Annotated in this window: 15 protein-coding genes and 1 pseudogene; 4 read left to right on the plus strand and 12 right to left on the minus strand. The window is 40.1% G+C overall.

Annotated features, from left to right (window positions below; translation table 11 throughout):
• Positions 1-175: 175 nt before the first annotated feature.
• Positions 176-1,078, plus strand: a complete 903-nt coding sequence (locus tag HUU81_RS11575) for a hydrogen peroxide-inducible genes activator (protein WP_199609101.1) — start codon at positions 176-178, stop codon at positions 1,076-1,078.
• Positions 1,079-1,390: 312 nt separating this feature from the next.
• Here HUU81_RS11575 and HUU81_RS11580 read toward each other — a convergent pair whose 3' ends face one another.
• Complete coding sequence (locus HUU81_RS11580; protein ID WP_233520490.1) at positions 1,391-2,158, minus strand: helix-turn-helix domain-containing protein; 768 nt, start codon at positions 2,156-2,158, stop codon at positions 1,391-1,393.
• 22 nt (positions 2,159-2,180) lie between these two features.
• Positions 2,181-2,639, minus strand: a complete 459-nt coding sequence (locus tag HUU81_RS11585) for a carboxymuconolactone decarboxylase family protein (RefSeq protein ID WP_199609102.1) — start codon at positions 2,637-2,639, stop codon at positions 2,181-2,183.
• 192 nt (positions 2,640-2,831) lie between these two features.
• On the opposite strand from HUU81_RS11585, the gene HUU81_RS11590 reads away from it, so the two are divergent.
• The gene (locus HUU81_RS11590) at positions 2,832-3,170 is read left to right on the plus strand and encodes a zinc ribbon domain-containing protein YjdM (protein WP_199609103.1); all 339 of its coding nucleotides are present in this window, start codon (positions 2,832-2,834) and stop codon (positions 3,168-3,170) included.
• 99 nt (positions 3,171-3,269) lie between these two features.
• On the opposite strand, the gene def is transcribed toward HUU81_RS11590, so the two are convergent.
• From def to HUU81_RS11605, 3 genes are all read right to left on the minus strand, one after another.
• A complete protein-coding gene (gene def / locus HUU81_RS11595) occupies positions 3,270-3,764 on the minus strand; it encodes a peptide deformylase (protein WP_199609104.1) in 495 nt (164 codons plus the stop codon).
• Positions 3,765-3,873: 109 nt separating this feature from the next.
• A complete protein-coding gene (locus HUU81_RS11600) occupies positions 3,874-4,506 on the minus strand; it encodes an OmpA family protein (protein WP_199609105.1) in 633 nt (210 codons plus the stop codon).
• Positions 4,507-4,949: 443 nt separating this feature from the next.
• Positions 4,950-5,321: a winged helix-turn-helix transcriptional regulator gene (locus HUU81_RS11605; RefSeq protein WP_199609106.1), complete on the minus strand. Its 372-nt coding sequence runs from the start codon at positions 5,319-5,321 to the stop codon at positions 4,950-4,952.
• 119 nt (positions 5,322-5,440) lie between these two features.
• Between HUU81_RS11605 and HUU81_RS11610 the strand changes: the two genes are divergently transcribed.
• Together HUU81_RS11610 and HUU81_RS11615 are read left to right on the plus strand one after the other, a co-directional pair.
• Positions 5,441-6,022 carry an NAD(P)H-dependent oxidoreductase gene (locus tag HUU81_RS11610; protein WP_199609107.1) on the plus strand — a complete coding sequence of 194 codons (582 nt, stop codon included), beginning with the start codon at positions 5,441-5,443 and terminating at the stop codon, positions 6,020-6,022.
• Positions 6,023-6,033: 11 nt separating this feature from the next.
• A complete protein-coding gene (locus HUU81_RS11615; RefSeq protein ID WP_199609108.1) occupies positions 6,034-6,492 on the plus strand; it encodes a redoxin domain-containing protein in 459 nt (152 codons plus the stop codon).
• Positions 6,493-6,530: 38 nt separating this feature from the next.
• Here the strand turns inward: HUU81_RS11615 and HUU81_RS17455 are convergent.
• From HUU81_RS17455 to gcvH, 7 genes and pseudogenes are all read right to left on the minus strand, one after another.
• Positions 6,531-6,608: pseudogene (locus HUU81_RS17455) on the minus strand (hypothetical protein); the annotation flags it as partial.
• A gap of 87 nt (positions 6,609-6,695) precedes the next feature.
• Positions 6,696-7,607, minus strand: coding sequence for a hypothetical protein (locus tag HUU81_RS11620; RefSeq protein ID WP_199609109.1), 912 nt, complete (start codon positions 7,605-7,607; stop codon positions 6,696-6,698).
• Positions 7,607-8,800, minus strand: a complete 1,194-nt coding sequence (locus tag HUU81_RS11625; RefSeq protein ID WP_199609110.1) for a DUF3644 domain-containing protein — start codon at positions 8,798-8,800, stop codon at positions 7,607-7,609. Before HUU81_RS11625 ends, HUU81_RS11620 begins: the two co-directional genes overlap by 1 nt.
• A 97-nt stretch (positions 8,801-8,897) precedes the next feature.
• Positions 8,898-9,056, minus strand: a complete 159-nt coding sequence (locus HUU81_RS17580; RefSeq protein WP_199609111.1) for a tyrosine-type recombinase/integrase — start codon at positions 9,054-9,056, stop codon at positions 8,898-8,900.
• A complete protein-coding gene (locus HUU81_RS11635) occupies positions 9,037-9,270 on the minus strand; it encodes a hypothetical protein (RefSeq protein WP_199609112.1) in 234 nt (77 codons plus the stop codon). The genes HUU81_RS17580 and HUU81_RS11635 overlap by 20 nt, the downstream gene beginning before the upstream one ends.
• Before the next feature lie 153 nt (positions 9,271-9,423).
• Positions 9,424-12,327, minus strand: coding sequence for an aminomethyl-transferring glycine dehydrogenase (gene gcvP, locus HUU81_RS11640; protein WP_199609113.1), 2,904 nt, complete (start codon positions 12,325-12,327; stop codon positions 9,424-9,426).
• A 229-nt stretch (positions 12,328-12,556) separates the two neighbouring features.
• A complete protein-coding gene (gene gcvH, locus HUU81_RS11645) occupies positions 12,557-12,946 on the minus strand; it encodes a glycine cleavage system protein GcvH (protein ID WP_199609114.1) in 390 nt (129 codons plus the stop codon).
• Positions 12,947-13,031 lie beyond the last annotated feature (85 nt).

The following is a 13,031-nucleotide window of genomic DNA, read 5'->3' on the forward strand; positions in this document are numbered from 1 at the left end:
AAGACGTTTATTGGTAAATTTGATTAAATTGATGTTGATATTCTAAAAAACTGAATCATAAGATTCACTATAACTAATAAAAAACAGAAAGATGATGCCGAGCGTTATTGAGGTATAGATAATTAACTATTTTTAATTAGAATATAAAATACGTTCAATAAAACTGATTAATAGCATGATCTCAATAAAGCAACTCCACTACGCACTTGCCATTGAAAAAACGCTCCACTTTAAAAAAGCGGCTGAAGCATGCAACGTCTCGCAATCTGCCCTTAGTACCGCAATTAATGAACTGGAAAAGCAATTGGGCGTCACTATTTTTGAACGTAATAACAAACAAGTGCTAATCACCAATGACGGTCAGCTCATCCTCAACAAAGCTAAAAGAGTGAAGCTAGAGCTAGACGAGCTGTTACAAATTTCACAGTCAAACCAACAACCCTTTGCCACGCCAATGACAATAGGCGTAATTCCCACCATCGGCCCTTATTTATTGCCAAAAGTATTGCCTGAAGTAAGAAAGCAGTTTCCAACCTTCAAATTAAGAATTATTGAAGAACAGTCACACGTACTGGTTGAAAAAGTAAGAAATGGCGAAATTGACGCCGCCATACTCGCACTGCCTTACCCCATTGATGGCTTAATGAGCTTTAACTTTTGGCAGGAAGACTTTTATTGGGTATGCCATAAAGACGAATGCCCTAAAAAAGCACAAGAAATTACCAGCGAAGAATTAGAAATTGAAAAGCTAATGCTATTAAAAGATGGCCACTGTTTAAAAGACCACGCATTAGCGGCCTGTAAACTACAAAACCAAAAGCAAGATACCGACTTTGACTCAGCCAGCTTACATACGCTAATTCAAATGGTAGCAGGAAAACTAGGCACAACATTAGTACCGCAAATGGCGCTTGATCAGTTAATTCATAACGAATCTGAATTAACCGCCGTACACCTTAACGAGCCGGGACCACATCGAACCATCGCACTTATTATTAGGCCAAATTACGTAAGAACTAAAGAGTTAACTTTGCTACAAAATATTTTTACCGAACAACTTACTAAAAAGTGTAAATAACTTACTTCGGGATAGGCTAAGTGTTCTATTTTGTTGAATGATGTTATCGACACAATCAAATTTACTGAATGTTAAAACGCAGTCATTATCTTACTCCAAAGTAACAGCACCTATAATTAGGAGAACGATATGACTACACTTTTTAGCAATATAAAATCTATGTTCAGCTCAGTACACAACAAGCCAGAAAAACAAGTTTGTAATTATTCAAACAACTATTATGGTGATCAATGCTGTTTAGCAAGCTCTGAAATAACTTCATGACTCATGAAGAAGGGCTAGTGTTAGCAAGGGTGCTAGGGCGTGTGAGAATCAGGGCGTATGAGAGTCGCTGCCTCTGCGAACTTGACTAGGAGTAGCGCCCGCAATACTGCGGAATTCTCTTGTCATATGCGCTTGATCGCTAAAACCAAATTGAACCGCTACATCGGCCAAATCTGCCTGCTTATTCGTACGTAAAAACTGAATAGTTTTCTTTATTCTTAAAACTCGCTGAAAATGTTTTGGCGTCATGCCTAGGCGGGTTTTAATCACTCTTTCAATTTGTCTTTGGCTCAGGTTACTCTGTTGACCAATTAGTCCCAACTTTGTTTCCTGTCCAATGCTTGAAAACACTTTTTCCAACGCAACGGGCATCACATCTGTAAAATTCATATTAAACGCTAACCAGTGGCGCAATGCTGCAATGCGACTGTGATTGTTATTCCGCTGTCTTAACGTTTCCAATAATGAATAAAAAGCAAAAGAAGTATCGTCCTTTTTTTGCAACAGCGCAGGCTGGTCATAGCATTTGCCAAGCACGCCAAACCCTATGCCGGGATGAAATCGAATACCTGCCAATTTAGCGCCCGGTGGTAAACTGATGACGTCAGCTTGTTTTCTTACAGGCAGCATTATCACGCCTTCAGAAAACAGCGTTTGTCCCATCATGATATTGCCATTTAAATTAAATATCACGCCGCTACCTGCATCTGAATATAATGGTTTAACAACAGGGTTAGGCAAACTTTCTGCAACCGTCACCGACCACACTCCCTGCACAAAAGCAGAGTGCGGCTGTTCAGGATGGAACAGCTGCAAATCAAAACCTTGCTGAATAATATTATTGTGAATAGCTACCTACCTCTGGTTTAAACGTTTTAGCAATCCGGTTCCAACTATTTATAGCATTAATTGCAATAGTTAAGTCGATAACTGCCTCCTCTCCTAGCACATCTACAATAGACTCGTAAGTAGCGTCATCCACTGGTTTACCTGCAGTGATATGTTCAGCCCAACCTAACGCGGCTCGTTCTATCTTGGAATATAAAGGCGTATCTTGCCATGCTGAAACTCCAAGAAGCCGCTCAATTGTTTCACCTCGGCTTAGCGCCTCTTTACTATGCATATCAACACAAAATGCACACTGGTTCAGTTGCGAAATCCTGAGTTTCACTAACTCCCATATTGGCAGGGTAATAATGCTAGCCTCAGAAAATCTATTTCGCAAATACGTCTCTTGCGTCATTAAAATGTTCATCGCATCGGGTGCAAGCTTAAAATATTCGGCTCGTTGTTTCATCTCTTATCTCCTTGTTAATTGATAACAGAAAGATAAAGGAGAGCAGTCAATAATTATTGAATATTTTCGACATCCAATACAGAAAGGCATGCTCACTGTAAAAGGCCAGTACGTCCAAGCTTAACACCTGTATTTTATTACAACCGCTTGACTGATAGAATAGCGCCTATTAATCATCAAGATCTAAAAACAATGAGCGATACACTACCAAATTGCCCCAAATGCCAATCAGAATATGTTTACCAAGAACTGTCTCAATTAATATGCCCAGAATGCGCTTATGAATGGAATCCTGCAGATGCAGACGACGACACCATTAACGTTAAAGACGCGAATGGCGCACTGCTTACCGACGGCGATAAAGTAACCGTGATAAAAGATTTAAAAATTAAAGGCAGCTCGCAGGTTATTAAAATTGGCACTAAAGCACTAGTTAGACGAGTGTTTGATAAAAAAGATCACGAGCTTGACTGCAAAGTTGATGGCATTGGCGAAATGATGGTAACCGCCAAATTTGTGAAAAAAGCTTAAGCTGGCTAAAAATTTACATATCTACATAAAAAATAGGCTGGAAAGCGCTCAGGTTTTCCAGCCTATTTTTATAACATCAGTGCAATCACTCAATGCGATTTAACTTGCCGCTTTTTTAACTTTTTTTAACGCCATTTTTTGCTTCAAAGGTGAAAGGTAATCAATAAATAATTTACCTTTTAAATGATCGATTTCGTGCTGCATCACAATAGCAAGAAAACTGTCGTCTTCAATCAACACCTCGTTACCATCCCTATCTAACCCTTTAACAACCACACTGGTAAAGCGCTCGACGTCGGCATAATACCCAGGAACAGAGAGGCAACCTTCCTGTCCTTTTTCAATATTTTCCCCGCTAACCACTTCAGGGTTAATAAGGATTAACGGATTATCTCTTGTATCAGAAATATCAATAATGATAATGGCTTCGCTTCTACCAACTTGCGTGGCGGCCAAACCAATACCACTTTCAGTGCTATACATAGTGTCTAACATATCGTCGATTAGAGATTGTACCGACGCCACATCCGTCACTTTTTTCGCAGTCACTCTGAGTTTTTCGTTTGGTGCTTTTAAAATGTCTAATACAGCCATTCTTCTTTACTACTTTTATAACTTATTGAACATCACTTATCTAACATCACGTTGCGTGATTACTTACAGTAAAAGTAATCACGCCCTAATACAGCGTTGTTATTTAAACTTAACCCGTTACTGGAATAATTTTTAACTCAACACGGCGGTTTTGGCTGCGCCCTTCTGCCGTTTGGTTTGACGCAATAGGCTGATGTTCACCATTCGCTTCAGTCGCTAAACGCTTAGGATGAATATTTTGTGTTTGTAAGTAGCTAGCAATGCTGTCTGCACGCTTTTGCGACAGGGTCATATTGTATTCAGCAGCGCCCACGCTATCCGTGTTACCTTCAACCACCAAATAGGTTTTTTCATATCTGTTTAAAACAAGCGCCACGTCATTCAGAATTGGATAAAAGTTACCAGATATTTGCGTACTATTACTCTTAAACGTAATATTGCCCGGCATTTGCAGCGTTAATACATCGCCATCACGCACTACTTTTACACCTGAGTCCGCTAAATCACGGTTAAACTCTTCTTCTTGTTTGTCCATATAATTACCAATTGCACCACCAGCAATTGCACCCACTACCGCACCCCACGCGTAACGACTTTTATCATGATCACCCGTTGCTTTTCCAAGCACGGCACCAACAACAGCACCAATCCCTGCTCCTTTTTGCGTATTGCTCGCATTACTCGCACAACCTGTTACAGCAATTGATGCAGCTAAAATAAGTGCTTTTGGTAAATGATTCATAAACGTGTTCTCCCCTTAAAAAGTACTTTGTAAGACTAGGCGTGTTAGGCATGTTGACCTTTTGAGGTCAAATTTTGTTCAATCTAAACGTTTTTTGATCGCGGCGTGACAAGTGTAGCTTGGTTATTCCAAGTGAGCGCGTCACAACAAAGAGCAAGAAACGTTTAGATGAACCCAAAGGCAGCGCTTGTTTGTCATTTATACTGCGTTATCGCATGTGCGTGTGGAATAACCACACTTTACATGCTCTGCCTTGTCTTAATGACAAACAAACTGCTGCAAAAGTGAACTCGAAAGGTCAACACGCCCTAATTGAATTAAAACGAAGTTAAAAGATATAAAGTACTGAAGGTGAGGCTAAAAAAATAAAATTCAATGCTAGTGGCCAGATATTTATTCTGGCGCAGAATATAGCAGCGCTAAAAAACAAAGTGGTTAATCAGTTATTTTGAACTCAGTTCGATTTCATTTGACTCAGACCATTTTCGAAGCGCCTCTAAAATAGATAAGGCCGACTTACCAAAATCCGTTAGCTCATAAGTTACTGCAATAGGCCGATCGCTAATAACCTTCCTTATTACCATTCCCTCTTCTTCTAGCTCTTTCAGCCGTTGGTCTACCATTTTCTTAGTTGCACCACCCAGCATACGCGTTAAATCATTAAACCTAACAGGCTCATCTTTCAAATGGTAAATGATTGATCCTTTCCACTTTCCACCAATAAGGCGCATGCCTTTTTCTATAGCGCATGGTTCCATACAGGCGTTATAAACTTTTTTCCTGCCTTTACTATCTGTTTTTATTAAACTTTCCAAAAAGACCGCCTCATTTAAACTAGGTTACTAAAAGTATACTAATTGAATATCAATATAAGGTACCTAAAATATACCACCAATTAGTAACCAAAATAAATTCTTTCTACGGAGACATATCAATGAGCAATATTTTAATTATCAATGGTCACCAATATTACCCCTTCTCTGAAGGCAAACTTAACGCAACATTAGTCGATAAAGCAGCAAGCTTATTAGCAGCAAAAGGACATAGCACACGCATTGTCACTATGTTAGACGATATTAATGTTGAAGAAGAACTAGCAAACCACCAGTGGGCAGACATTGTGATCTTGCAAACCCCTGTTAACTGGATGGGAATACCATGGTCATTCAAAAAATACATGGATGAGGTCTATACTGCTGGTATGGCTGGCGCATTATGTGATGGAGACGGACGGAATGAGTCTGCACCTAAAAAGAACTATGGCATGGGCGGCACATTAACCAATACTAAATATATGATTTCGTTAACATTCAACGCACCAGAAGAAGCATTTAACGATGAACACGAGTTCTTTAACGGCAAATCAGTTGACGATTTACTGTTTCCAATGCACATGAACTTCAAGTTCTTTGGCATGAAACCTTTAGAGACATTTGCATGCTTTGACGTCATGAAAAATGCAGATATTGAAAACGACTTTAAACGTTTTGAAGCGCACATTAACAAACACTTTTAAGAGGAAGTAAAATGAGTACTGAGTATACGAATAAACTGCATGCTGGGGCAGACTTTCCTGAAATTGAAGCAAAGCTGCTAAACGGCGATATTAAAAATTTACCCCAGCCTGAACACGGCCTAGACTGGAAAATGATAGTAGTTTACAGAGGGCAACATTGCCCTTTATGTACGCGATACCTAAACCAACTACAAGATGTAAAACAGAAACTTGCTGAAACAGGGGTTGATTTAATTGCTATTTCAGGTGATAGCAAAGAGCAACTTGAAAGCCATTTAGCGCGCTTAGATACCAACTTCCCTATAGCCTATGGCTTAACGATTAAGCAAATGAAAATGCTCGGCCTTTATATTTCCGACCCAAGATCACCCAAAGAAACTGACCACCCTTTCCCTGAGCCAGGGCTATTTGCAGCAAGGTGCGATTTCTCATATACGCTTTCTAGCTCAGGGTTGATTACATGGGTATAGACCATTGTGCTCGATATGTCGGCATGGCCTAAATATACTTGGATTTGACGAATACCAGCTCCGCTTTCAAGTATGTGAGTGGTTGCACTATGACGAGATTCGAATAGAAACGACATACATCTGGATCATTGTATCGTGCCTACATATAAATTATGTACGAACTACGATCCTACATACTTCCACTTAATACATTGACTAGCTTCTTATAGATATTCTTTAATATTGAAGTCCTTCAATGGGTTTAAAGTATTAACGGTTGCCTTAGGCCAAAGTTTCTTAGCAGCATCTTCATTTGGATACGGGTCGATCAACAAGACCTGTGTTATATTTTCACCACTTTCTTTCAAAAAATTTAGAAGTGCATAATCATAAGCATTAAATGCGAAACCAAATAGTATAATTCTTTTACTATCTGATAATATTTGATCTCCTAAGGCCCATACGTTTGCTAACTCTGGTGGTGGTGTTTTCTCTGGTGCAGGTGGAACAATAAGAGCCTTGCCTGCTCTACCGGGTTTGCCACTTGTATACTTGATATCTGAATCCCAAGAAAGTGAGCCGTGCAGTTTAGCAAAAGGTATATTACCTGTTACATTTACATGTGCATTTTGCCAAGGAAATTGAGGATTTAAGCCTCTACCAAATAGTTGCTCTCCTTTAACTCCATAATTAAAGCCTTTAGTTCCTAAAGCACACTCGACCAGTGTATCGTAATTACAAGTTAGTATTCCTCTTAATCCGAAGCTAGCGATAGAATTAATAAAACCCTTAATCTTAATTATTTGTTCATTTTCTCTAACAACTCGCTCATCGAACATAGCTGAAGTATACGAACCTTGGATTCTAGTCATGAATGGTTCTGTTAAACGTCTATTCACATACCAAATAATTCTGCTACGCCTGTGTGATGACTTGTGCAAACACCAATAGATAAATTGCTCTTCCGTAGCAGTGAGATTTTCGTTTTTCCATTTGCTCCAGTCACTTTGCAATAATTCTAGCTTTCTATTTTCCGTTTCATTTGTTGGTTCAATATCAAAATCAAACAGTTGGTTGACTAGTGGTAGATCAAATGCCCATTTAGAAAATCCTGCCCCCAAAAATAATGTAATCACTAGCTTTTCACTCTTTTTGATGGCAATGATTTTTCTAGCCAATTGGGGTGAGTTAAGTTCTTCAAAAACCAATCAATAAATGACTCTGAATATCTAGGTCTATCTGTATGATCGAAAAAAGTCGGTTTACTCTTAACTTTGTGCTTTTTCACTACCGCTCTAAACGAATAACTAGTAATACAATGAGTCGATTGCGCATCATTTATTCTTTGAATTGCAGCTTTCTCATAAAAAGGGTGTGTTAATTTAAGGTTTTTGGGTCGATCCACAAAAACAGTATGAGTCCCATCTGGGCCAGCACCAAAAGTTAAGTCACCATCTCCCGGCTTTTTAGTCAAGGCAAGCTTATATTCAATGTTAATTGCGAAGCGATTAGAGTCATGCTCTTGCTCAAGTTTGGTGAATTTCTTCAAAAACTTTATTACTTCATCAGTAGTTCTTTTACCGTATTCATCCTTTAAAATAGCCATATCTGGTTCTGGACCATCAATCACTAAACTCAACATGCCTACACTTTGATCAGAAAGAGGAGCATACCCCTCTTGATGAGCAAACTCTTCTTGATACAACAAAACTGATGTTTGAAATAGCCTAGACAATTGCGGCTGTATTTCTGGTAAAAGTAAATGAACTGCATCGTTTCTTAATGAAACTAGTTGATTTAGATTATCCTTATCTGCACTTTTACTTGGATATCGAAAGTCTATTGCTTGTCCAACAGGGATGCTTCTTCCATTTTCTTCAAATAGTGAATCAAACCCTTGTGCCTTTAGTATTTGCGCTTTAAGCAAAAGCTCCCAAGCATTAGTCATCATAATAGCAAAGGCTTCAACTCTATTTTCTAAGCTTGGTCGGTTATAAACCTCCAAAGCAACTGTAAAGGCGTTTAGGCTTCTTTTGATTAGTTTTTGGTATAGCTTTTCATCATCACTAAGAACCTTAGCTTGTGTGCTTTGAGAAGTTATTCTGAAGAAATCATCATCACTTAAGGAAAGTAACCCTTGGCTGTACCAATAGGGCCTTTTGTTTTGAAATATGTACTTTCCCTTGAGGTTCTCACTAACAAATTTGCTGATGGAGTCAGATTTGTATCCAGTTTCAGCAGCAGCTTCTGCATACGTGAAATGTGTTTTATTTTTCTCTTTTTCACGAAAAAAATTTAACAGTTCACTTCTCTTATCTTTCTTTGTCACACTCACCCGTCCTTGTTATTTTGCTACTACTCACTTTAATGTTACATAATAATTAAGTGCATAATAATATACAATAAATCAAGCGATAATTATCTGATTAAAACAACCCACTACCACCTTCGGCAGACGGATGAGTTGCTTCATAAACCTCAGATAACTTCTTACGGCTAACATGAGTGTAAAGTTGCGTAGTGAGGATACTGGCATGGCCTAGTATTTCTTGGATATGGCGAAGGTCAGCACCATTGTCTAACATCGGTGTTGTAGCGGTATAAATGACACGCGCCAGTATGATCAACCCATGCTAACTTCACATACTGTGTGGCCATATCAGACAATTTACCCGGCACATAGCGTTTGCCATTGTTAGCTAGGAATAGAGCCTTTCCAGAACCAATGAATGCAAACATAGGTCTGATCTTACCAATATAGAATGCTAGCCATTCAAATCCTCGCAAACTGATTAGCACCAATTTTTCCTTCTTACCTTTGTCATGAACGCGAATCAACTACATTGAGGTAAAGAATAATATATCTAATAGTCAAAACAAAAAAGGTGAGCAAAATGCTCACCTTTTGAAAAGTTGTGTTAACCCACTTAATTACATGATCACAACAACACCCTACTCGTCCCTATAGCTCTCCACCGCTGGGCATGAGCATATTAGGTTTCTGTCGCCGTATACGTCGTCGATGCGGCTTACGGTTGGCCAGAACTTGTCGTTGGCGACGGATGCCACTGGGAATGCAGCATATTGTCTGTCGTATGCGCGGTTCCATTCAGGATCTAGTACGTCTTGCTGGGTGTGTGGTGCAAAATGTAGTGGATTGTTGTCTAGTGTCCACTCGCCCGACTCTACTTTTGCAATTTCACCACGAATAGCAACCATGGCTTCAATAAATCTGTCGATTTCAAATTTAGATTCACTTTCTGTTGGCTCTATCATTAGTGTGCCCGCTACTGGGAACGACATGGTTGGTGCGTGGAAGCCGTAGTCCATTAAGCGTTTTGCTACGTCCATTTCTGTGATGCCTGTGGCTTCTTTAAGCGGTCTTAGGTCAACTATACATTCGTGTGCTATGCGGCCATTTCTACCTGTGTATAAAATTGGGTAGTGTTGGCTTAGTTGATTAGCTAAGTAGTTGGCGTTAAGAATGGCGTATTCCGTTGCTTGTTTTAGGCCGTCGTCGCCCATCATGGCAATGTATGCCCATGAAATTGGCAGTATGCCTGCGCTACCAAATTGTGCGGCTGACACTGCACCGTTGTTTTCGCCTGTGCCTTCAAGCTTCATAACAGGGTGGTTTGGTAAAAATGGCGCTAGGTGCGATTTAACACCTATTGGCCCCATACCCGGGCCACCACCACCATGTGGAATGCAGAATGTTTTATGTAGATTTAAGTGTGATACGTCAGAGCCAATAAAGCCCGGTGACGTAATACCCACTTGTGCATTCATGTTGGCTCCGTCCATATACACTTGGCCGCCATTTTCATGCACGATGTCACAAATTTGCTGAATAGTTTCTTCATATACACCATGCGTAGATGGGTACGTAACCATTAAGCACGAAAGCTGATCTTTTAGCTCGGTTGCTTTTGCGGTTAAGTCGGCAATGTCGATATTCCCTTTTTTATCGCACTCTACCACGACCACTTTCATGCTTGCCATTTGTGCTGAGGCTGGGTTAGTTCCGTGTGCAGAACTAGGAATTAAGCAAATATTACGGTGCGAGTCGCCACGGCTTTCATGGTACTTTTGAATTGCGATTAGGCCTGCATATTCCCCTTGCGCACCTGAATTAGGCTGCATAGAAAGTGCATCATACCCTGTGATGTCGATTAACCAGTCAGACAGTTCGTTTATCATTTTGTGATAACCTTTTGCCTGCTCGTTAGGGCAGAAAGGATGCATATTGGCAAACTCTGGCCATGTAATTGGGATCATCTCTGCGGTTGCATTTAGCTTCATGGTGCATGAGCCTAGCGAGATCATTGAGTGATTTAACGCTAAATCTTTATTCTCAAGACGCTTAATATAGCGCAGCATGTCTGTTTCAGAGTGATAGCTGTTGAAGTTTGCATGGGTTAGTACTGCGTCTTGTCTTACAAACTCTTCTGGTATGGCATTAGTACCATTTGCCATTACTTCGTCGTCAAGTTGTTCTACGTCTAAACCGTGCTGTTTGTTTAAGATAATATCGAATAGCTCAGCAATGTCTTGGCGTGTGGTTGCTTCGCTTAAAGAAATAGAGATGGCACCGTCTATGTCGCTGCGCAGGTTCACTTGATGCTGCTCTGCACGTGCAATGATGTCGGCTTTATGATCCGTTTTAAACGTAATGGTATCAAACCATGTGTCGTGCATAAGTTGCACGCCACTTTTTTGTAAGCCTGACGCTAAAATATCGGTTAAACGGTGAATGCGCTGTGCAATGGTTTTAAGGCCAACTGGTCCGTGGTATACCGCGTAAAACGATGCCATGTTAGCGAGTAATACTTGCGCTGTACAAATGTTAGAGTTGGCTTTTTCGCGGCGAATATGTTGCTCGCGCGTTTGCATTGCCATGCGTAATGCTGGATTGCCACGGCGATCTTTTGAAACACCAATAATGCGACCTGGTAATGAGCGTTTGTGTTTGTCTTTCGTGGCAAAAAATGCTGCATGAGGGCCACCGTAACACATTGGTACACCAAAGCGCTGGGCTGAACCTAGTACCACATCTGCCCCCATTGAGCCCGGCGATTTTAATAACATTAAGCTCATAATATCAGCCGCAATAGCAACTACGGCTTTGTTGGCTTGTGCTGCAGCTATAATGGGTTCGATATTGTTAATTTCGCCCGAAGTTGATGTGTATTGTAGTAAGGCACCAAATATATCTTCACGGTCGGCAATTTCATTTTTATTGCCAACGACTATGTCAAACCCAAACATTTCTGCACGCATTCTTACTACGTCGATGGTTTGTGGGTGCACGTCGTCAGCAATAAAGTAGGTATTTGCTTTTTTGTTTTTTGATACACGCTTAGCTAACGCCATGGCTTCGGCCGCCGCAGTGGCTTCGTCTAGTAACGACGCACTGGCTAGCTCCATGCCGGTTAAATCTAATGTGATTTGTTGAAAGTTTAATAACGCTTCTAAACGACCTTGTGCAATTTCTGGCTGATACGGTGTGTATGCCGTGTACCAACCTGGATTTTCTAATACGTTTCTTAAAATTACATTAGGCGTTAATGTTGGGTGATACCCGTTACCAATGTATGACTTAAAGACTTTGTTTTCTTTTGCGATACTTTTTAAATAATTAAGTGCGTCTACTTCTGTTCGGCTGTCGCCAATGTTAAGTGACTGAGGTAATTTGATTGACTCTGGAACAGTTTGTGAAATCAATTCATCCATACTGTTAAGCCCCATGCTATTTAACATGGCTTCTGTTTGCACAGCATCAGGGCCTATGTGGCGCTGTATAAAATCTTGTTTTTGTTCAAGATGCTCTAGTGAATTGACTGTAGTATTAGTCATTAGTTTTGATACCTCTTACACAAATAGGATACAAATTTTATTAATCATTAGCGCCACGATGACTCAGCTTTGAAAGGTTAACACGCCTAATTATTGGTAGCTTAAGTTCGGTTCGCAGCGGTTTCGTATTACTCCCACACCATAATAAATCGGCATGAGATAAAAAGTAGTCACGCAATAAAAAATAAAGCCTCGACTATTGCGAGGCTTAAAAAGTAACAACTAAAAATTAGTCTTCGTCGATGCTGTTTTGGTAACCTTCAGCATCCAGTAAGTTAGATAGCTCAGAGTCATCCGATGCTTTAACTTTGAATAACCAGCCATCGCCGTATGGGTCTGAGTTTACCGTTTCTGGTGAATCTTCTAGATCGCCATTCACTGCAACTATTTCACCGCTAAGTGGTGAATAAATATCAGACGCTGCTTTTACTGACTCTGCCACTGCACAGTCATCGCCAGCATCAACATCATCACCAACTTCAGGAAGCTCAACAAATACCATATCACCAAGCAACTCTTGTGCGTGCTCAGTAATACCTACTGTAAACGTACCGTCGCCTTCATTACGAACCCATTCGTGTGACGTAGCATATTTTAAATCTTCAGGAATATTACTCATTATTCTTTTTCCTTAACTTTTATAGTTGAAGCTATAGTTGAAGCCATTTATGTTGAGCTTTTTAATTATTGGTCTTATCAGTTTA

The organism is Flocculibacter collagenilyticus (assembly GCF_016469335.1).
In the GTDB taxonomy this organism is placed as follows: Bacteria; Pseudomonadota; Gammaproteobacteria; order Enterobacterales; family Alteromonadaceae; genus Flocculibacter; species Flocculibacter collagenilyticus.